The 18,980-nt window shown below is 73.0% G+C and carries 17 protein-coding genes; 6 read left to right on the plus strand and 11 right to left on the minus strand.

All coding sequences use genetic code 11. The features are described 5' to 3' along the window. From AB0399_RS16455 to AB0399_RS16480, 6 genes are all read right to left on the minus strand, one after another. Positions 1 to 1,397: alpha-glucosidase/alpha-galactosidase (locus tag AB0399_RS16455; protein WP_366411766.1), on the minus strand; the 1,397-nt coding region annotated here is incomplete at its 3' end. Beyond that, a complete protein-coding gene (locus AB0399_RS16460) occupies positions 1,394 to 2,386 on the minus strand; it encodes a PfkB family carbohydrate kinase (protein ID WP_366411767.1) in 993 nt (330 codons plus the stop codon). The genes AB0399_RS16455 and AB0399_RS16460, both read right to left, overlap by 4 nt. 4 nt (positions 2,387 to 2,390) lie before the next feature. After that, a complete protein-coding gene (locus AB0399_RS16465) occupies positions 2,391 to 3,287 on the minus strand; it encodes a carbohydrate ABC transporter permease (RefSeq protein ID WP_329361597.1) in 897 nt (298 codons plus the stop codon). After that, positions 3,284 to 4,246 carry a sugar ABC transporter permease gene (locus tag AB0399_RS16470; RefSeq protein WP_329361595.1) on the minus strand — a complete coding sequence of 321 codons (963 nt, stop codon included), beginning with the start codon at positions 4,244 to 4,246 and terminating at the stop codon, positions 3,284 to 3,286. Before AB0399_RS16470 ends, AB0399_RS16465 begins: the two co-directional genes overlap by 4 nt. Positions 4,247 to 4,255: 9 nt before the next feature. Further along, positions 4,256 to 5,593 (minus strand): ABC transporter substrate-binding protein, encoded by a 1,338-nt coding sequence (locus tag AB0399_RS16475; protein WP_366411768.1) that lies wholly within the window; start codon positions 5,591 to 5,593, stop codon positions 4,256 to 4,258. 374 nt (positions 5,594 to 5,967) lie between these two features. Beyond that, entirely contained in the window at positions 5,968 to 6,705 is a 738-nt protein-coding gene (locus AB0399_RS16480; RefSeq protein ID WP_329373611.1) for an endo alpha-1,4 polygalactosaminidase, read from the minus strand. A gap of 393 nt (positions 6,706 to 7,098) precedes the next feature. Between AB0399_RS16480 and AB0399_RS16485 the strand changes: the two genes are divergently transcribed. From AB0399_RS16485 to AB0399_RS16495, 3 genes are all read left to right on the plus strand, one after another. Continuing rightward, positions 7,099 to 7,449: a hypothetical protein gene (locus AB0399_RS16485; RefSeq protein ID WP_366411769.1), complete on the plus strand. Its 351-nt coding sequence runs from the start codon at positions 7,099 to 7,101 to the stop codon at positions 7,447 to 7,449. A gap of 70 nt (positions 7,450 to 7,519) precedes the next feature. Continuing rightward, positions 7,520 to 8,638 carry a P1 family peptidase gene (locus AB0399_RS16490; protein ID WP_366411770.1) on the plus strand — a complete coding sequence of 373 codons (1,119 nt, stop codon included), beginning with the start codon at positions 7,520 to 7,522 and terminating at the stop codon, positions 8,636 to 8,638. A gap of 222 nt (positions 8,639 to 8,860) precedes the next feature. Next, on the plus strand, positions 8,861 to 10,033 hold the full coding sequence (locus AB0399_RS16495; RefSeq protein WP_366411771.1) for an AI-2E family transporter: 1,173 nt from the start codon (positions 8,861 to 8,863) through the stop codon (positions 10,031 to 10,033). A gap of 75 nt (positions 10,034 to 10,108) precedes the next feature. Here the strand turns inward: AB0399_RS16495 and AB0399_RS16500 are convergent, their stop codons facing one another. Both AB0399_RS16500 and AB0399_RS16505 read right to left on the minus strand, forming a co-directional pair. Further along, on the minus strand, positions 10,109 to 11,398 hold the full coding sequence (locus tag AB0399_RS16500) for a low temperature requirement protein A (RefSeq protein ID WP_366411772.1): 1,290 nt from the start codon (positions 11,396 to 11,398) through the stop codon (positions 10,109 to 10,111). Between the two features lie 176 nt (positions 11,399 to 11,574). Beyond that, entirely contained in the window at positions 11,575 to 12,684 is a 1,110-nt protein-coding gene (locus tag AB0399_RS16505; protein ID WP_366411773.1) for an alkene reductase, read from the minus strand. 62 nt (positions 12,685 to 12,746) lie between these two features. On the opposite strand from AB0399_RS16505, the gene AB0399_RS16510 reads away from it, so the two are divergent. Further along, on the plus strand, positions 12,747 to 13,142 hold the full coding sequence (locus AB0399_RS16510; RefSeq protein WP_366411774.1) for a MerR family transcriptional regulator: 396 nt from the start codon (positions 12,747 to 12,749) through the stop codon (positions 13,140 to 13,142). An 86-nt stretch (positions 13,143 to 13,228) separates the two neighbouring features. On the opposite strand, the gene AB0399_RS16515 is transcribed toward AB0399_RS16510, so the two are convergent. Next, positions 13,229 to 13,699, minus strand: coding sequence for a MarR family transcriptional regulator (locus AB0399_RS16515; RefSeq protein ID WP_366411775.1), 471 nt, complete (start codon positions 13,697 to 13,699; stop codon positions 13,229 to 13,231). Between the two features lie 80 nt (positions 13,700 to 13,779). Beyond that, complete coding sequence (locus tag AB0399_RS16520; protein ID WP_366411776.1) at positions 13,780 to 14,514, minus strand: SDR family oxidoreductase; 735 nt, start codon at positions 14,512 to 14,514, stop codon at positions 13,780 to 13,782. A 444-nt stretch (positions 14,515 to 14,958) separates the two neighbouring features. On the opposite strand from AB0399_RS16520, the gene AB0399_RS16525 reads away from it, so the two are divergent. Both AB0399_RS16525 and AB0399_RS16530 read left to right on the plus strand, forming a co-directional pair. After that, positions 14,959 to 16,341, plus strand: coding sequence for a glutamate decarboxylase (locus tag AB0399_RS16525; RefSeq protein WP_366411777.1), 1,383 nt, complete (start codon positions 14,959 to 14,961; stop codon positions 16,339 to 16,341). A 226-nt stretch (positions 16,342 to 16,567) separates the two neighbouring features. Further along, entirely contained in the window at positions 16,568 to 17,464 is an 897-nt protein-coding gene (locus AB0399_RS16530; protein ID WP_366411834.1) for an ornithine cyclodeaminase family protein, read from the plus strand. Positions 17,465 to 17,596: 132 nt separating this feature from the next. On the opposite strand, the gene AB0399_RS16535 is transcribed toward AB0399_RS16530, so the two are convergent. Further along, on the minus strand, positions 17,597 to 18,766 hold the full coding sequence (locus tag AB0399_RS16535) for a S1 family peptidase (protein WP_366411778.1): 1,170 nt from the start codon (positions 18,764 to 18,766) through the stop codon (positions 17,597 to 17,599). Between the last annotated feature and the right edge of the window lie 214 nt (positions 18,767 to 18,980).

An 18,980-nucleotide genomic window follows, 5' to 3' on the forward strand; every position in this document is an offset into this window, starting at 1 on the left:
GTGCGGAGCGTGCTCATCGTGTCGAAGGTGTGCCGGTCGGAGTACCCGAAGGGGTAGCCGCCGACCCGCACGGTGTCGATCAGCCCGCGCAGCACCGCCCGCAGGCCCGGCTGGAGCAACTCCCCGTGCGCGCGCACCATGTCGTCGCACAGCTGCCAGATCTTCTCCACCGGCAGCGCCGCCGCCGTCGCCGGGTCGGCCATCGCCGCGTGGCGGATGTGCCGCGGATCGTCCTCGACCGCCGCCCGCACCACCAGGTCGTTCATGCTCAGGTAGGAGCGGTTCAGCGCCGCGCACTGCGGCGGCAGCGCCCCGACCCGGGTCGGCTGCACACCCAACGCGTCGACCAGGCACGGCACTTCGACGGTGCCGTGGGCGGGCAGGTTGTCGATCAGGCCGCGGTTGGTCACGTTGCCGTAGACCGTGCGGGGCGTGCCCGTCACGATGCTGTGCACGATCTGCGGCGCGTACTCCATCGTGCCGGCCACCGGCAGCGGGGTGCCGGCCGCGAGCGAGTCGCGGGTCTTCTCGTACTCCGCCACGTTGTCGGCCACGATGTCCAGGTAGGTGCCGATCGGCAGCCGCAGCCGCTCCACCTCGCTCGCGTGGCCGAGATACCACGGCACGTACTCCGAGGAGTGCTCGCTGGTCTCGGTCGGGTAGTAGCCCAGCCGCCGGTACATGTCCACGCGTACCCGGCGGCGCAGTTGCGGGTCCCGCTCGATCAGCGCGTCGAGCCGCGGGTACACGCTCTCGCCCTGGTGCTCGAAACGCAGCACCCACGCCTGGTGGTTGACGCCGGCGGCCTGGTAGCGGACCTCCTCGAACGGCACCTCCAGCAGCTCGCACAGGTCGTGCATCGTCCAGTACACCGAGTGGCACAGGCCGACCACCCGGGTCAGCCCGGTCGCCTCGGCGAGGTACTGGACGTTCATCGCCATCGGGTTGGTGTAGTTCAGCAGCCACGCGTCCGGGCACACCTCCGCGATGTCCTGCCCGAGCGCCTTGAGCAGCGGGAAGGTGCGCAGCGCGCGGAAGATGCCGCCGACGCCCAGGGTGTCGCCGATGGTCTGCCGCACCCCGTAGCGGGCCGGCACCTCGAAGTCGGTGCGGGTCGACTCGCCCATCCCGACCTGCACGATGTTCACCACGAAGTCGGCGCCGGCGAGCGCCTCCCGGCGGTCGGCGTGCGCGGTGATCCGCGGCCCGGCGCCCAGGTGCGCGGCGATGTGCCGGGCCGCGCCCTCCGCGGTCGCCAGCCGCTCCGCGTCGATGTCGTGCAGCGCGATGTGCACGCCCTTCAGCTCCTCGAAGGCGAACAGGTCGGCGAGCAGCCCCTGGGTGAACACGACGCTCCCGGCGCCGATGAACGCGATCTTGGCAGTGGTGGTGGTCACGTGCTCTCTCCGTGGTTCTGCCCCGGGTCCGGGGCGGTGGTGCGGGACGCGGCCAGCGCCTCGTCCCAGGTGGGCTGTGCGCCGGTGCCGCCGTACGCGCGGGTGGACAGCGCGCCGCAGGCCGCGGCGAGGGCGAGCGCGCCTTCGAGGGGCAGGCCGGCCAGCATCCCGGCGACGAACCCCGCGTCGAAGCTGTCGCCCGCGCCGACGGTGTCCAGCGGCGTCACCGGCACCGCGGGCGTACGCAGCAGGGCCGTGCCGTCGTGCGCGAGCGCTCCGTCGGCGCCGTCCTTCACCACGACGGTCGGGCCCTGGCCGGCCAGCGCCGCGGCCGCCCGCTCCAGGTCGGCCGCGCCCGAAAGCGCCCGCGCCTCCTGGGCGTTGGGCAGCAGGTAGTCGGTGACCGGCAAGGCGGCCGCGAGGCCCGCCGGGTCCCACCGCCCCTCCGGGTCGTCGTTGGTGTCGAGCGAGGTGGTCGCGCCGTGCCCGCGGGCGGTACGGAACAGGTCCGGCAGCGCCGCGGCGAGCTTCGGCATCAGGAAGTACGAAGCGGCGTGCACATGGCGGCAGTCGGCGAGCAGCGCGGCCGGCACGTCGTCGCCGGTGGTGGCGGCCAGCGTGCCGGGCGCGGTGAGGATGGCCCGGTCGCCGCCCCGCTCGCCCGGCCCCGCGGCCCGGTTGAGGACCGCGGTCAGCGGCGACGGCAGGCCGGGGTCCTCCCGCAGCGCGTGGGTGTCCACCCCCCGGGCGGCGAGCGCGGCGCGGACGTACGCGCCGGTGTCGTCGGCGCCGATCCGCCCGGCGAAGGCGACCTTCAAGCCGAGCCGGGCCGCGCCGCAGGCCATGATGGCCGCCGAGCCGCCCAGCGTGAGCAGCCCGGTGGAGACCAGTTGCTCGCGCTGCCCGAAGGCGAGCGGCCCGGTCAGCGGGCCGACCACGACATCGGGGTTGACGTCCCCGACCACCAGCAGGTCGAACGTGGGTGGCATCGGATCAGCCCTTCAGGCCGCTGGAAGTGATGGACTGGATGAACGACTTCTGCGCGCCCAGGAAGGCGAGCAGCACCGGCAGCACCGTGACGACGTTCCCCGCCATCACCGCCGACCACTTGGTGTGGTGCTGCCCCTGGAAGGTGGTCAGCCCCAACTGGAGCGTGTAGTGCACGTCGTGGTTGATCGCGATCAGCGGCCAGGTCAGGTCGTTCCAGGTGCTGAGGAAGGTCAGTACCGCGACCGTGCTCAGCGCCGGCCGGGACAGCGGCAGCACCACCGACCACAGCACCCGCAGCCGCGAGCAGCCGTCGATCCAGGCCGCCTCCTCCAGCTCCCTGGGCAGCGACAGGAAGAACTGCCGCAGCAGGAACACCGCGAACGGCGTGACCAGCGACGGCACGATCAGCGCGCCGAGCGAGTCGATCAGCCCGAGCCGCTTCATCACCAGGAACGTCGGGATCATCGTCAGCTGGAACGGGATGGCCATCGTGGCCAGCATCGTCACCAGCAGAATCCGCGACCCGGCGAACCGCATCCGCGCGAAGGCGTACCCGCCCAGCGCGCCGAAGACCAGGTTCGAGGCGACCGCGGACACCGACACGATCAGCGAGTTGGCGAACCAGCGCGGGAACATCGCGTTGCCCAGCACGTAGCGGTAGCCGCTCAGGTCGATGTGCGAGGGCCACAGCGCCGGCGGGAAGCGGTTGATCTCCGCGTCGCTCATCACCGAACTCAGCAGCAGCCACACCAGCGGTATCGCGAACAGCAGCGCCAGCGGGGCCAGTGCCAGGTGCCAGGCGCTGAACGGCAGCAGCCGGCGGGCCCGGCCGCCGGGCGGGGCGGCGGACGGCGTGTCCGAGTCGGGGACGGCACGCGCGGGCGCCGAGGTCGCGGTCATCGGGTGGCTCCTTCCAGGCGGTCCGTGCCGCGGCGGCGCAGCAACCGGGTTCCCGCCGCGAGCACGAGCAGGGCCACCGCCAGGACGTACGCGGCCGCCGCCCCGTATCCGGCGGTGAAGTTCTGGAAGGCCATCTCCCAGATGAAGTAGACGATCACCGTCGTGGAGCCGAGCGGGCCGCCCTTGGTGGTGACGTACACCAGGTCGAAGACCTGCAAGGACTCGATCACCTGCCACACCAGCAGGAAGACGTTCACCGGGGTGAGCGTCGGCAGCACCACGTGCCGCAGCAGGTGGCGCCGGCCGGCGCCGTCCAGCCGGCCCGCCTCCAGCAGCTCCGGCGGCACGTCCTGCAACGCGGCGAGGTAGACCACCAGGCAGAAGCCGGTGCCGCTCCACAGCGAGATCGCCACCAGGACGTACAGCGCCTGCCCGGGGTCGGTGAGGAAGCCCTGCGCGGGGATGTGCAGCGCGTGCAGCACCGAGTTGGCCGCGCCGAACTCCGGGTCGAGGATGAAGGAGAACAGCACGCCCTGCGCGGTCGCCGAGATGACGAACGGCACGAAGATCAGCGTCCGGTACAGGCCGACCAGCCTGATCCTGCGGTTCAGCGCGAGTGCCAGCACCAGCCCGAGGGCCATGCTCAGCGGCACGTACAGCGCCGTGTAGATGAGCGTGTTGCGCACCGCCTGGCGGAAGTTCGGGTCCTGGGTCAGCGCGTGGTAGTTCTGCAGCCCGACCCAGCGGCTGGGCGTGACCAGGTCGTCGGCCTGGAAGGACAGCAGCAGCGACCAGATCACCGGCAGGACGCTCAGGCCGAGGATGACCAGCACCGAGGGCATGACGAACGCCCACGCGGCGGTCGACTCCGAGCGCCGCCGGCGGCGTCGGGCCCGCCGCAGCTCGGCGTCGGTCGGGGCGCCGGCGGGCAGGGTGAGCGGGGTGGGAAGGCGAGGCATGGGTCCTCCTCAGCGCGGGATGAGCAGAGCGGCGTTGGACTGGCGGGCACAGTCGTGCATCGCCTTCGCCGGGGTGGCGCGGCCGAGCAGCACGCTGACGATCGCCTGGCCGAGCGCTGCGGAGATCTGCGGGTAGGCGGCGTGGTTGGGGCGGACCCGGGCGGTCTCCAGGGCCTTGGTGAACACCGTGAGCGCCGCGATCTTGTGGGACTGCGCGATCCACTGCGGTGTCGCCTCGGTGGCCCGGCTCAGCGGCAGGCTGCCGGTCTTGATGCCCCAGCGCACGTCCTGTGCGGGCTGGATCAGCCAGGACACGAAGGTACGGGCGGCGGCCACCCGGGCGGAGCCGTTGTCGAACAGCGTCCAGGTGTCGGGTCCGGCGATGGTGATGGGCTTGCGGCTGTAGCTGGGCAGCGGCACCACCTGGTAGTCGATCTTCGCCTGGATGATGTCGGGCAGCGCCCAGGGGCCGGCGACGACCATGCCCATCCGGCCGGAGTTGTAGACCTGGTACATCTGCTCGCTGCCGGGCTTCGGGTCGACGTAGACGCTGCGGTCCTTGGCGAGCGCGGCGACGGTCTCCAGGGCCTTGACCCCGCTGTCGGCGAAGCCGATGCTGTGCCCGTCCGAGGCGACCACCTCGCCGCCCAGGTCCCAGACCATCGGCCACAGCCGCCAGACCGTGTCCTCGTCGCCCACGCCCGGCCAGCCGGTGCCGAACACCCCCGCGCCGGTGTCGCTGAGAGCCTTCGCGGTCTCGGTGAACTCCTGCCAGGTCCAGCCCGGTCGCGGCAGTGCCAGGCCCTTCGCCGCGAACAGCTTCTTGTTGCAGATCACGGCGAGCGAGTCCAGCACGGCGGGCGCGGCGCGCACCCGGCCGTTGACGGTGACGGCGTCGCGGGACGCCGGCCAGAACCGGTTCCACGGTGTCGGCCCGTTCCGCACGGTCGCGGTGAGGTCCACGACCTTCGGGCTGCGCGCGACGCTGGCCAGGTCGGAGCCGAAGATGTAGGCGATGTCCGGATACGAGCCGGACGCCAGGGCCGCGGTGACCTTCTGGAGCATCGAGTCGGACAGCACGCCGCCGCCCGGATCGACCCTGATCGTCGGGTGGGTCCGGTTGAACTCGGCGACGAGCCCCTCGATCGCGGCTCTGCCGACGTCGGTCTGACCGTGCCACAGCTCGACGGTCACCCGGCCGTCCTTGCCGACGCCGTCACCGTCGCCCGCACCGCACGCGGACAACAGCGGCCCCGCGCCGGCCGCGGCGGCCACCGCGGCGCTGCCGCGCAGCAGGGTGCGGCGCGAGGGCCGGTCGCGCCCGGACGGCGGTTGTGGCCCGGTCATCGGGACCTCCTGGGAGACGGACAAGGCAGAGGCATGGGACACCACCGGATCGCGGAACGGAGCGGACGGGGAGCGGAGGGGACAGGGGAACGGCCGGCGGACGTGCGGAACGCCGCCTGGAGGGACGCGTGGAGGAAGGTGTGTCGGAAGGAGCTGGGGAGGGGACGGCCGGGGGAGCGGCGTGATGAGCGGATGAGCGGGCGCGAGGGCGTACGAGGACGCCAGGGCGAGGGCCGCGAGAGCGGCGGGCGGCGGCGAGAGCGCCGAGGTCGAGCAGGAGCAGGAGCAGGAGCAGGAGCAGGAGGCGGGGAGGCGGGCGGGCGGCACGCGTGCGGGCGCCGGGGCATCGGCACGCGTGCCGCCCGCCGCGGACGTCAGCAGGTCTGGCGGACGTAGCCCTTGCTGCCGGCCGGAGAGACGTCCAGGTCACGGCGGACGACGCTCAACTCGTCGCCCCAGCCGGAGCACGCCTTCTGCAGCCCCTTCGCGGTGTACTCGATGACGATGACGTGGTCGCCGAACGCGGCGGTGTAGTCGCCGCACTCGTCGTACGTCCCGCACTCCTCCGCGACCGCGAAGTCCAGTCCGGTCTTCGCCCGGTCGCCCGCCAGCTCGGAGGTGTTCTTCTGCGCGATGGCCAGGCCGTCGGCGTGCGCGTGCGCGGACAGCAGGGTGATGTACGCCTCCGCCTCGGCGGAGGTCAGCAGCTTGCCGGAGCGGCTGTAGCTGTCGTAGTTGTCGGGCTCGATCGCCTGGTAGCCCTTGGCCGCGCAGTCGTCGATCCAGCCGTCGACCTTCTCCGCGATCCGCTGCCGCTTGTCCGCGGTGCTGGTGTCGAGCAGCGCCTCGCCCCAGTCCTCGTCGTAGACGACCTTTCCCTTGGCGTCGTGGAGCAGGAGGTCGGAGTCCCAGTCGCCCTCGGCGCCAGGCTGTGCCTGGAACGCGTTGACGTAGCAGATGTTGTACAGCCCGGCGGCGGGCGGGTCGGTGTGGTCGCGGCTGACCACGCTCACCCCGGCGGGCGGGGTGTACGCGCCGCCGATCTGGTAGTCGAAACCGGCGTGGGCCGGCGGCGGTGACACCGCTTCGGACGCCGCGCCGGCCTGGTCCATCGCGAGCGACGGGACGAGTGCGGCGGCCAACAGCGCCGGAAGCGCGGTGAGTCGGAGAGCGGAACCGCGGTCGATGCGCATCATCGAGCTCCTGATGATGGAGGGTACGTCCCCGCCTCGGACCCTGCTCGGTGGTCCTGGCGACTTTGTCCGGGCTTGCGGCGCAACTGCGGGCCGCTTACCGGCTAGGCGTACCTCTGGCGCCGGTACTCGTATTCCGGCGCTTGCCCGGGAGTAAATCGCGCAGATTCCCCCGTGTCAACCGCGCGTTTCTGCGCAGTTGGGGCACGTACGAGTCAAGAACGCGCAGCGCGCCCCGAGTTCCGCGCACGGACCCGCCCGATCCCGGGGGGGAAGCGGTGCGTCCACGACGGCTGCGGGAAGGATAAGCGTATGGACACGCAGGAGATCTACCGGGACCGCTGGATTCGCTGCACGCCGGACGCTGTGCGCATCCGCGGCTACTACTTCCCCTGGGGCACCAAGGCCGTGCGCTACGCCGACATCCGCGACGTGCGGCGGGTGACCCTCGGCCTGCTCAGCGGTCAGGCGCGGATCTGGGGCACGTCGAGCCCGACGATATGGGCGAGCCTGGACCCGGGCCGGCTGGGCAAGAGCGAGGGGCTGCTGCTCGACGTCGGCAAGCACATCCGCCCGTTCATCACCCCGGACGACCCGGCCGCCGTCGAGGCCGCGATCCGCGCCCGTATCGCGCCGGAGCCGGAGACGGATGGCAAGGTGTGAGCGGAGGAGAGGTGTGAGCGGTGGACACGCCCCCGGGGCGACGGCGCGATCGATGTGAGCGGGTGAGGCGATGACCACGGGCGGAGCCGAGCGGCACGGCGCGGTCAACGCGCTCACCGACGTCGCCGGCCTGCGGGTCGGCCACGCGCAGCGCGCCGGCGACGGGTGGCTCACCGGCACCACCGTGGTGCTGGCCCCCGAGGGCGGCGCCGTCACCGCCGTGGACGTGCGCGGCGGCGGCCCGGGCACCCGCGAGACCGACGCGCTCGACCCGCGCAACCTCGTCCAGCGCGTCGAGGCGATCGTGCTGACCGGCGGCAGCGCCTACGGCCTCGACGCGGTCGGCGGGGTGATGGCGTGGCTGGAGGAGCAGGGGCGCGGCTTCCGTGTCGGCGGCCCCGGCCAGGTGGTGCCGGTGGTGCCGGCCGCCGCGCTGTTCGACCTCGGCCGCGGCGGCGACTGGTCGGCCCGCCCGGACCGGGCGATGGGCCGGGCGGCGGTGGAGGCGGCCGCCGCGACACCTGAGGGCGCGCCGGTCGCGCAGGGCTGCGTCGGCGCCGGCACCGGCGCGGTCGCCGGCGGCCTCAAGGGCGGCGTCGGCACCGCGAGCACCGTCCTGCCCGCCGGGACCACGGTGGCCGCGCTCGCCGCGGTGAACTCCTCCGGGTCGGTGGCCGATCCCGACACCGGTGCCCTGTGGGGCGCCCTCCCGCGGTGGGCCGACGAGTTCGGACTCGACGGCTCGCCGCTGCCCGCGGACGTCCACGACCGGGCCCGGCAGCGGTTGGCCGCCGCGGCACGGCGGCCGCCGCTGAACACCACGCTCGCCGTGGTCGCCACCGACGCCGTACTGACCCGCGCGCAGGCGCAGAAGCTCGCCGGCGCCGCCCACGACGGGCTGGCCCGCGCGGTCCGCCCGGTGCACCTGCTCTCCGACGGCGACACGGTCTTCGCGCTGGCCACCGGACGGCGGCCGCTGCTGACGCCGGACGCCCTCGCGACCACGGACCCGGCCTTCGGCGTCCATCTGGCGGCGGGCGCCCTCGACGCGGTCCTCGCGGCGGGCGCCGACGTCCTCACCCGCGCCGTGCTGCACGCGGTGCTGTCCGCGGAGGGCGTGCGCGGGCCGGGCGGGGACTTCCCCGCCTACCGCGAGCTGTACGAGATCCCTCGGGCGGACGGCGGCTGACACCGGTCGCCGGCACCGGCCGGTGGCCCCGTCCGCCGGCACCGTTCGCGGCCCTTCCGCCCGATCGGCGCCCATCGGTTCCGCCGACCAGGGGGCACCGGGCGGCAGCGGGTGACGCGGCGGCGCCGGCGCCGTTGGTACGGGTGGACGCGCGGGCGGCGCCACCGCACCACCCGCGCGCACCGGTCCGTGCGGTCCACCGTCGCGAGGGAGCCCCCTGCCATGACCGACCTGCCCGCCGACACCGCGCTGCCGCCGGCGCCGGCCGCTCCCGCGATCGGCGCCTCCTCCACCTCGGACACTTCCTCCACGGCGTCGGCTTCCTCCGCCTCCTCCCGCCGGCCGCGCGTGGGCGCGGTCCTCCCGGCGGTCCGCCGCTCCTGGTTCGGCGTCGGCTTCGGCACCGGTCTCGGCGCGGTGCTCGCCTGGATGCTGGTGCGGACCGTGCTGCGGATGAGCGAGCTGCTGACGCTGCTGCTGCTCGCGGTCTTCATCGCGGTCAGCCTGGAACCGGTCGTGGCCTGGCTGTGCCGGCGCGGGATGCGCCGGGGGCTGTCGGTGGCGGCGGTGGCGGCCGGGCTCGCCGGTGTCCTGGCGGGCTTCGTGGCACTGGTGATCCCGCCGGTCAGCGCCGCGATCACCGCGCTCACCGACGACGTGCCGCGCTGGCGCAGCCAACTGCACGACCACCACACCACCTTGGGCCGCCTGGAGGAGCACTACCACGTCATCGAGAAGGTCCGGCAGCGACTCGGCTCCGGCGGGGGCGCGTCCGAGATCGCCGGGGGAGTGCTCGGCGCCGGGCAGCTCGTGGTCAGCGCGGTGGCCTCCACCGCGATCGTCATCACTGTCACCCTCTACGTGATGGTGGCCCTGCCGACGATCAAACGGTTCTGCTACCGCTTCGTGCCCGGCACCCGCCGGACCAGGGCCGAGTCGGTGAGCGAGGAGATCCTCAGCCGGGTCGGCCGCTTCATGCTGGGCAACGTCGCCACCTCGGCGATCGCCGGCGCCGCCACCTTCATCTGGTGCGAGACCACCGGCGTGCCCTACCCCGCCGCCCTCGGCTTCTTCGTCGCCCTCATGGACATGGTGCCGGTGATCGGCTCGACCATCGGCGGGGTCGCGGTCAGCCTGGTCGCCCTGTCGGTGTCCCTGCCCGTGGCCCTGGCCACCGCCGCGTTCTCGATCGCCTTCCGCGTCGCCGAGGACTACCTGATCATGCCGCGGGCGATGAAGTTCGCGGTGGACGTCCACCCGGTCGTCACCGTCGTCGCGGTCCTGATCGGGGGGAGCCTGCTCGGCATCGTCGGCGGGCTGGTGGCGATCCCCGCGGCGGTGGCGCTGGGCATCGTCCTCGACGAGTACGTCTTCCCGCGCACCGACCGGGCGTGAGCGTACGGGGCGTGTGCGTACGGGGCGTGAGCGCACCGGGCTGCGCCCTCAAGGTGCCCTCCGCCCGGCACCGCCTCAGACCTCGTCCCGCCGGGCGAGGTCGTCGAGCATCCGCCGCTGGTGGCGGTGGCCGACCGTCTCGTACCCGACGACCGTCACGAACGGCGCGAGTATCACCACCAGCAGGCACACCGACAGCGCGGCACCGGCCGCGGCCAGGGCCACCGCCACGACGAGGACGACCAGCGTGAGGGAGATCAGCAGCAGGTGGAAGCGGTCCCGGGCGGACAGCAGCAGCGCGTGCAGCAGGTAGATCGTCAGCACGTACACGCCGACCGGCAGCGCCAGCGCCAGCACCACCGCGGTCGAGCTCAGCTCCGAGTGGCGCTCCAGGTACAGCCCGGCGACGTGCAGCCCGGCGCCCGCCCCGGCGATCCCGAGGAAGACGGGGATGTGCCCGTACCCGAAGAGGTAGCCGCGGCTGCGGCGGTGCACCAGGATGTCGCCGAACGGGGTGGCGAAGTACACCCACCACATCCCGAAGGTCAGCCCGACGCCGGCGACCACGACGGCCACCGCGGTGCCGGTCCAGTGCGTGCCGTCCGCGCCGCCGAGCAGCCCGCCGGACGACGCGACGGTGCCGACCACGCCCTCGCCCAGCGTGATGATCGCGAACAGGCTGTACCGCTCCGCGACATGGTGCGGGTGCCAGGGCGTGCTGCCGGCGCCGCCCTGGCCGAGCACCGGCAGCATCAGCTCCAGCGCCGCCAGCACGGCGAAGACCGCGAAGACGGCGGCGCGCGGCAGATGCGTGAACGCGATCACCGTCCAGGCGGCCTGGACGGTCACCGTCCAGCGGATCATGGCCATGCCGATGTCGTGGAAGGGCGGCGAGTCGCGGGCCGCGCGCCACCACTGGAGCACCATCGCGACGCGCATCACCACGTATCCGACGACCATCGCGCGCAGTTCGAGACGGCCGCCGTCCTCGACGGAGTGGAACATCGCCGGCAGGCCGAGCGCGAACACCACGACGCCGATCATCTGCACCATGGTCAGCGCCCGGTAGAGCCAGTCGTCGGTGCCGAACGCGGACGCGAACCAGCTGAAGCTGATCCACGCGATGCAGATCGCGACCATCGCCAGCACGAACGCGGCGACCGCCTGCGCGGCGTGCCCCCCGGCGAGCATCTCGGCGAACTGCTCGGCCGCGGTGCCGACAGCGACCACGAACGTCAGGTCGAGCAGGAGTTCCAGCGGGGTGGAGACCCGGCCGTGCTGCTCGGGGTCGCGGCCGGTCATCGGCACCCGCTGATGCGCCACCCTGCCGGTTCCTGGGGTGCTGCCGGGTTCGGAGTCGGTCATGCCCAGCATGATGCCGGACGCGACCGCCGTTCCCGCGTCAGCCCGCGGTCCCTCGCGGCGCCGGGGGAGCGGTCGCCCGCACGTCCGCACGTCCGCGTGCCCGAAAGTCCGCGTGCCCGAACGTCCGCGTGCCTGAACGTCCGCGTGCCGGACCGGTGTTGCGTCACGGACCGGTGTCACGCCACGGGCGGGTGGAACGGGTAGTCGGTGTAGCCGGTCGCCCCGCCCACGTACATCAGGTACTGGTCCCGTACCGGATTGACGGGGGCGCCGGTGCGGAGGCGCGCGACCAGGTCGGGGTTGGCGAGGAAGGGGCGGCCGAGGGCGATGAGGTCGGCGCCGGCGGCGAGCAGGAGTTCGGCCGCGTGCCGGCCGCCGTCCGCGGGGAGCCGGTCGGCGGGCAGGAGCGGGTTGGCGATCAGCGCGCCCGGCCACTGCTCGCGGATGTCCCGGTAGACCGCGGAGCCGGGTTCGGCGAAGCCGACATGGAGATAGGCCAGGCCGTGGCCGGCCAGGGCGGAGACGAGCGCCGGGTACAGCGCGCCGGTGTCGTCGCCCTCGTCGATGCCGTTGACGGCGCGCCCGGGGGAGATCCGCAGCCCGGTGCGCCGCGGGCCGATCGCGGCGGCGACGGCCTCGGTCACCGCCACGGTGAAGCGGATACGGTTCGCCACGCCGCCGCCCCACGCGTCGGTGCGGTGGTTGGTGTTGGGGGACAGGAACTGGTGCAGCAGGTAGCCGTTGGCGCTGTGCACCTCGACGCCGTCGAAGCCCGCGGCCACGGCGTTGCGGGCGGCGGCGGCGAAGTCGGCCACGGTGGCGCCGATGTCGTGCGGCGTCATCTCGCGGGGGACCGGCGCGGGTCGCTTCCCGGCGGGGGTGTGCAGGAGTTCGGGCAGCGCGATCGGCGACGGCGCGAGCGGGGTGTGGCCGCTGGTGTCGGGGTGGCCGACCCGGCCGCCGTGCTGGATCTGCAGGAACATCGGTCCGCCGCCGGCCGCGCGCACCGCCTCGGTGACCCGGCGCCACCCCGCCACCTGCGCACCGTCGTGGACGCCGGTGGTGTTCGGGTACGTCCGGCCGACGGCGTTCGGGGTGGTGGCCTCGGCGACGATCAGGCCCGCGGTCGCGCGCTGGGCGTAGTAGGTCGCCATGAGGGCGGTCGGGACGCCCTCGGCGGTGGCCCGGTTGCGGGTCATCGGCGCCATCACCAGGCGGTTGGCGAGCCGGAGGCCCCCGACGGTGGCGGGCGCGAGGAGGTTCGGCGTCGTTCGGGTGTCGGTCATGGCGGCCACGCTAGGAGTTAGCATCAATGTCAGATTCAACCGGGAAGAGTGTGAGGTACGTCATGCGGATCGGTGAGCTGGCCAGGTGCACGGGGGTCAGTGAGCGGTCCCTGCGGTACTACGAGCAGCAGGGGTTGCTCAGCGCGGACCGCACTCCCGGCGGGCACCGCGAGTACGCCGAGAGCGCGGTGGACCGGGTCGTCCGCATCCAGCAGCTCTACTCGGCCGGACTGTGCAGCGCCAAGATCGTGCAGCTGCTCCCGTGCATGCGGGACGCGGACGGCGGCCCCTGCGAGTCCGCCGGAACCCAACTGGTCGCCGACCTCACGGTGGAGCGCGACCGCATCGACCGGATGATCGACGACCTGCGCCGCTCCCGCGCCGTACTCGACGACGTGATCGCCGCGGCGGCCTCCCCCACGCCCCCCGCGAACCCGGAAGCCCCGCAGGGGAGTTGACGTTTCGGCGGGGCGCGAACGGTACGCCGGGCCGGCTCGTGCCGCAGCGAGGTGGCGGGTCGTCCCGTGGCCCGGGTTCGGCCGGGTCACTTCTCGGGGGTGGCTTGCCCGCTCTGGGTCGCGTCGGCTGCGAGGAGGCGGGCGAGGAGTTCGGTGAGCTGCCGTAGGTCGTCGGCGGGGAGGGTGCCCACGGCTGCGGGTGGGCGCAGCAGGATGGCGTCGGCGGTGGCCAGCGCGTCGTGCCCGGCGGCCGTGAGCGTGACGAGTTTGCGGCGCCGGTCGCCGGGGTGCGGGCGGCGCTCGACGAGGCCGTGGGCCTCCAACTTGTCGACGATGAGCGTCGCGTAGGGGGCGTCGACGCCGTTGGCCGCGGCGAGCTGGCTGAGGGTGCGCGGTCCCTCGCGGAGCTGGAAGAGGATCTTGCCGCGACCGCCGCCGAGCCGGAAGCCGAGCGCTTCTGCGAGCTCGCCGTGGCGGTTGTGGGCCTCGACGAAGCGCTGCATCAGGGCCCAGACCTGCCGGCCGGGGTCGGTGGATCGTATCGAGGAGCCTGCCATCGGTCGTGTCTCCCGCGTCCTTCAGTGCCGTGGCGGCCCGAGCCGCCGCGCGCTGTGCCCGGCCTGCTGTGGTGCCGGGTTCACCACGCCACCGTACGGCCGAGGTAGTCGACGTAGTGCAGGCCGGGCGTGCCCTGGAGGGAGTCGAGCGTCCTGACGACGTTCGGGATGCTCTCGTCGACGCTGAGCCGGCCGTCCGGGCCGCCGACCCCGATCCGCACCCAGCCGGGGGCCATCAGCACCAGGGTCCGCCGCTCGCCGGCGTGCCGTGCCGCGTAGCTGCGCATGAACGTGTTGAGCGCGGCCTTGCTGCCGCGGTACACCTCGTGGCCGCCGCGCTCGTTGTTGGCCACGCTGCCCTGACCCGACGACATCACCCCGATCGTGCCGTCGGGCTCGACGTGGTCCTGGAGCGCCTCGATGACGCGCATCGGGCCCAGCGCGTTGGTGACCATGACCCGGTTGAACTCGTCGGTCTCGGTCTGCGCCACCGTCCCCTCCGGCTGGTTGGTGACCCCCGCGTTCACGAAGAGCAGGTCGAACCGCCGGTCCGCCAGCCGCTCGTGCAGCGCCGCGATCCGCGCCGGCTCGGTGACGTCGACCGTCTCGATCTCGATCCGCCCCCCGGAACCCTCGGCGAGGTCGTGCAACTCGGTCCGGCCCGGCCCCCGCACGGTCGCCACGACCTGCCGCCCGCCGCGAGCCCACTCCCGGGCCAGCTCGAGCCCCAGCCCCCGGGACGCGCCGATCAACAGCACCCGCCCGCCCGACTCGTCCGGCTCGCCGGAGTGCGGCTCCACATTAGTTGTAGTCATAGCAATAATTGTGTGCCTTATAAGCAATCCGGTCAACCACCCCCATCCCCCACCCGCGCGCCCCGTCGACGCGGGCCGTCGGCTTCGCCTTGTCAGGATGGCCAAAGCCCGTGCGGATACGAATGGTTGATCGCGGACGGCCTGGCAACAGCAGGTGACGAGCGCGCGACGCCGCTCTTCGTCCGCAGAGGGCACAGAGGAGATACACCGTGAAGAAGATGGCCAAGCGGCTGTTACTGCCCACGTTGACGGCGCTCGCCGTCGGTGCTTCGGTCACCGACCGCCGGACCCCCCGACCGTCCGACCGCCCGCGCGGACGCGTTGTTCGAGCTGACCGACGCCGTGCTGTGCACCTGGCCGGTGGGCCGGTCGGCGCCGGCGCGTCCCGGCGTCGAACACCTGGGCGGGGCTGGCATGCTGGGCCGCTGACGTCAGACAGTCGACATGGGAGTGATCGTGGTACACCGTCACGACAGCAGCGAAGCGCTGATCGACCCGGCCTACACCACGCGCCTGGGGTGCATACAGGTGCCGAAGAACAGGCTCCCCGATCAGGAGACGGCGCCCCAGGCGGCGTACCGCATGATCCACGACGAGCTCCTGCTGGACGGAAGTTCACGGCTGAACATGGCCACGTTCGTGACGACGTGGATGGACCCCGAGGCCGAGAAGCTCATGGCCGAGACGTTCGACAAGAACATGATCGACAAGGACGAGTACCCGCAGACCGCGGAGATCGAGCGCCGCTGCGTCAACATCGTCGCGAACCTCTTCCACGCGCCCTCCTCGGGCGACGCGATCGGCGTGTCGACCATAGGCTCCTCCGAGGCGGTCATGCTCGGCGGTCTCGCCATGAAGTGGAAGTGGCGCCAGCGCCGCCAGGCGGCCGGGCTCCCCGCGGACCGCCCGAACCTGGTGATGGGCTCCAACGTCCAGGTGGTGTGGGAGAAGTTCTGCCGCTACTGGGACGTCGAGCCCCGCTACGTGCCCATGGCCGCCGACCGGTTCACCGTCGACGCCGACGAGACCATGACGTACGTGGACGAGAACACCATCGGCGTCGTGCCGATCCTGGGCACCACCCACACCGGCGAGTTCGAGCCGATCAAGGACATCCACGACCGGGTCGTGGCCTACAACGCCGAGCACGACACGGACATCGCGATCCACGTCGACGCCGCGTCGGGCGGCTTCGTCGCCCCCTTCCTCCACCCCGACCTGGAATGGGACTTCCGGCTCCCGCAGGTGAAGTCGATCAACGTCTCCGGCCACAAGTACGGCCTCACCTACCCGGGCATAGGGTTCGTCGTGTGGCGCTCCGCCGAGGACCTGCCCGAGGACCTCGTCTTCCACGTGAACTACCTGGGCGGCGACATGCCGACCTTCACCCTCAACTTCTCCCGCCCCGGCAACCAGGTCGTCGGCCAGTACTACAACTTTGTACGCCTCGGCCGGGAGGGCTACACCAAGGTCATGGAAGGGCTGCGGGACACCGCGCACTTCCTCGCCGACGGCATCGCGAAGCTCGACGCCTTCGACGTGATCAGCGACGGCACCGACATCCCCGTCGTCTCCTTCAAACTCGGCGACCCGAGCAAGTTCACCGTCTTCCACGTCTCCGACGAACTGCGCCGCGACGGCTGGCAGGTGCCCGCGTACACCATGCCGCCCAACGCCGAGGAGATCGCCGTCCTGCGTATCGTGGTCCGCGAGGGCTTCAGCCGCGACCTGGCCGAATCCCTCCTGGCCACCCTCGCCAAGGCCGTCGACCGCCTCACCACCACCCCGCCCGCCCACGAGGCCGGTTCCGGCTTCGCCCACATCTGACCGGCCACGGGTTCCCGCGGGGCACCCGGGCCGGTCCGCTCCCCACCGGCCGGCCCGGCAGCCTTGCGACCAAGGGCTGAGCGGCGTCGGTCGTCCGGCGGATGCGCCGACCGCCGTGGATTCGACAGTGTGGTGCGCCGGGTCGGCTCTCCGGCTCTCCGGCTCGGCGCTCGGCTCGGCTCGCCGGGCGCTCCGCCCTCCGGGAAAGGCGTGATCGGTGTCTCCCATGGTGTTCGACGACGACGATGTCCGCGACCGGCTCGACGCGGCGACGACCGTCCGGGTCATGCGGTCGGCGCTGGTGGCCCACCATGACGGCGCCCTCCGCGCGCCGCCGCGGGTGCGCGCCGACCTCGGCGCGGGGGACCTGGTCTTCACCGCCGGGTGCCTGCCCGCCCAGGGGCTGTTCGGCTTCCGCGCGTACGACACGTTCGCCGGGGCCGAGCAGTTGGTCGCCGTGTGGGATGCCGCGGACGGCACGCTGCGCGCCCTCGTGCACGGCGCGGAACTCGGCGCGCGGCGGACCGGGGCGATCGGCGCCCTCGCGGTGGACGTGGCGGCCGGGCCCGGACCTGTTCGGGTCGGACTGGTCGGCACGGGCACGCAGGCGTGGGCGCAACTGTGGGCGGTCCGCGCGGTCCGTCCGCTCGAAGCCGTCACCGTGGCGGCCCGTGACCTGCGACGCGCCGAGGAGTTCGCCCGCCGCGCCACCGTTGAACTCGGCGTCGCCGTCCGCGCGGTGGCCCGGGTCGAGGACGCGGTACGGGAGCGCGAGGTGGTGATCGTGGCGACCTCCAGCGCGGTGCCCGTGCTGGAGGCCGACTGGATCGCGCCGGGCACGCATGTGACCACGGTCGGCCCCAAGACCGTCTCCCGGCACGAACTGCCCGCGTCGCTGGTGGACCGCGCCGAGGTGGTCCTCACGGACTCCCTTGCCCAGGCGGGCGGTTACGCCGAGGCGCACCTGTTTCCCACCGACCGGATGGTGGAGCTCGGCGCGGTGCTGGCCCGCGCGGCGACCGGCCGTACCGGCCCGGACCAGATCACGGTCTTCTGCTCGGTCGGTCTGGCCGGCACGGAGGTCGCGCTCGCCGCGGCGCTGTGCGAGGCCCCCGCGCGGTAGGCGCCGCACAAGGGCAATGGAGCCGCACCCGGGCAATGGAAGCCGCGCGACCCCCGGCGATGGGCGCCGACGGCCCGCCCCGGGGGTATGGGGGCCCGGGACGGGCCTGAGGTGGTGCGGGCGGTGCCGCAGTCAGCTGGTCTGGAGGGTCAGACCGTACGCGGACAGGATCGGGTTGACCGGCTGGAACCAGGTCTCACCCCCGGAGGTGCAGTCGCCGTAGCCGCCGGAGGTCACCCCCTGGGCCTGGTCGCCGCTGATGAACGAGCCGCCGGAGTCGCCCGGTTCGGCGCAGACGTTGGTCTCGGTGAGCCCGTAGACGCTGCCCTCGCTGTAGTTGACCGTCTCGTTCGTGCCGAGGATCGTCCCGCAGTGCCAGTGCGTGGTGGAGCCCGAACGGCACACCGAGGAGCCGACCGGGGCCACGTTGGAGCCGTGCACCAGCACATCGGAGACCGTGCCCCAGCCGAGCACGACGTTCACCGTCCACCAGCCGCTGCCGACGTTGACCCAGGAGTAGTCGTTGCCCGGGAAGGTGCCGGCCTGGAAGTTGCCGACGTAGGAGCCGTCCCAGCCGTAGACCGCCGCGCCCTGCTGGGAGCAGTGGCCCGCGGTGACGAACCCGCCGATCACCGAGAAGCCGATCGAGCAGCGGATGCCGTGGCTGGTGAAGGGGTCGCCGCCGACCGTGCCCGCTGACAGCGTTGTCGGAGCCGCGGCGGCCGTGGTCCGTACCGTGACGGCCCGCGCGCTGTCGCCCCGCTCGGCCTTGGCGACGAACGCGCGCACCGCCGCGTCCTGCGCCTGGTCGGCGCGCACGTCGATCACGACCTGGTTGGACCGCAGGTCCACGCCCCAACTGCTCACCCCCGTCGGGGCCTTGTGCTGCCTGGCCAGCGTGTCGATCGCGGACTTCGCCGCGTCGAGCTGCTTGGCGGTGCGGGCGACGACCTTGGTGGTGGCGCCGGTCTTCGCGACGGCCGACGCCGCGTGCGCGTCGGTGACGGCGACCACGAGCTTCCCGTCGGCCTGGTCGAACCACGAACCGCCGTACGAACTCCCCGCGGCCTTCCGCGCCTTGGGGCTGAGGGTGGTCGCGGCGGCCTGCTGCCGCAGCCGCTGGTGGGCCTGGGCCGGGGTGAGGCCCAGGTCGTGGACCATCGCCGTCAGTACGGCGTCGGAGGCGTCCGCGCGGGCGCCGGCGGCCGGGGCGGCGTCGGCCGTCATGGCACCGGCGCCGGTGAGGGCGGTCGCGACGAGCAGGGCGGACAGGCCCACTATCGTGCCGATTCTGCGTCTCATGACACTTCTTCTTCCGTCCGGGGGGAGTGAGACCGAAGCGAGCGAGAGAGCGCTCTCGCATGATGCGGGGTCATCGTAGGACCAAAAGAATGCCATGTACAGGTCAAGTCGATACCGGGCGGGAGCGGGCGCCCGGTTCGGGCCGCGGCTCCCGCGCCCGGTCGTCGGCGGTGCCTCTGACCTGCCCGAACGGGGCGCCCCCGCCGGTGTGGTG

The organism is Streptomyces sp. NPDC088194, from assembly GCF_040702025.1.
In the GTDB taxonomy this organism is placed as follows: Bacteria; Actinomycetota; Actinomycetes; order Streptomycetales; family Streptomycetaceae; genus Actinacidiphila.

Excerpts from the sequence above, each read along its gene's own strand:
- AB0399_RS16470 (WP_329361595.1), bottom strand. The coding sequence starts at position 4,246 with ATGCCTCGCCTTCCCACCCCGCTCACCCTGCCCGCCGGCGCCCCGACC.
- AB0399_RS16525 (WP_366411777.1), top strand. The coding sequence starts at position 14,959 with ATGGGAGTGATCGTGGTACACCGTCACGACAGCAGCGAAGCGCTGATC.
- AB0399_RS16510 (WP_366411774.1), top strand. The coding sequence starts at position 12,747 with ATGCGGATCGGTGAGCTGGCCAGGTGCACGGGGGTCAGTGAGCGGTCC.
- AB0399_RS16520 (WP_366411776.1), bottom strand. The coding sequence starts at position 14,514 with ATGACTACAACTAATGTGGAGCCGCACTCCGGCGAGCCGGACGAGTCG.
- AB0399_RS16465 (WP_329361597.1), bottom strand. The coding sequence starts at position 3,287 with ATGACCGCGACCTCGGCGCCCGCGCGTGCCGTCCCCGACTCGGACACG.
- AB0399_RS16485 (WP_366411769.1), top strand. The coding sequence starts at position 7,099 with ATGGACACGCAGGAGATCTACCGGGACCGCTGGATTCGCTGCACGCCG.
- AB0399_RS16490 (WP_366411770.1), top strand. The coding sequence starts at position 7,520 with ATGACCACGGGCGGAGCCGAGCGGCACGGCGCGGTCAACGCGCTCACC.
- AB0399_RS16460 (WP_366411767.1), bottom strand. The coding sequence starts at position 2,386 with ATGCCACCCACGTTCGACCTGCTGGTGGTCGGGGACGTCAACCCCGAT.
- AB0399_RS16505 (WP_366411773.1), bottom strand. The coding sequence starts at position 12,684 with ATGACCGACACCCGAACGACGCCGAACCTCCTCGCGCCCGCCACCGTC.
- AB0399_RS16535 (WP_366411778.1), bottom strand. The coding sequence starts at position 18,766 with ATGAGACGCAGAATCGGCACGATAGTGGGCCTGTCCGCCCTGCTCGTC.
- AB0399_RS16475 (WP_366411768.1), bottom strand. The coding sequence starts at position 5,593 with ATGACCGGGCCACAACCGCCGTCCGGGCGCGACCGGCCCTCGCGCCGC.
- AB0399_RS16480 (WP_329373611.1), bottom strand. The coding sequence starts at position 6,705 with ATGGACCAGGCCGGCGCGGCGTCCGAAGCGGTGTCACCGCCGCCGGCC.
- AB0399_RS16500 (WP_366411772.1), bottom strand. The coding sequence starts at position 11,398 with ATGACCGACTCCGAACCCGGCAGCACCCCAGGAACCGGCAGGGTGGCG.
- AB0399_RS16530 (WP_366411834.1), top strand. The coding sequence starts at position 16,568 with ATGGTGTTCGACGACGACGATGTCCGCGACCGGCTCGACGCGGCGACG.
- AB0399_RS16515 (WP_366411775.1), bottom strand. The coding sequence starts at position 13,699 with ATGGCAGGCTCCTCGATACGATCCACCGACCCCGGCCGGCAGGTCTGG.
- AB0399_RS16495 (WP_366411771.1), top strand. The coding sequence starts at position 8,861 with ATGACCGACCTGCCCGCCGACACCGCGCTGCCGCCGGCGCCGGCCGCT.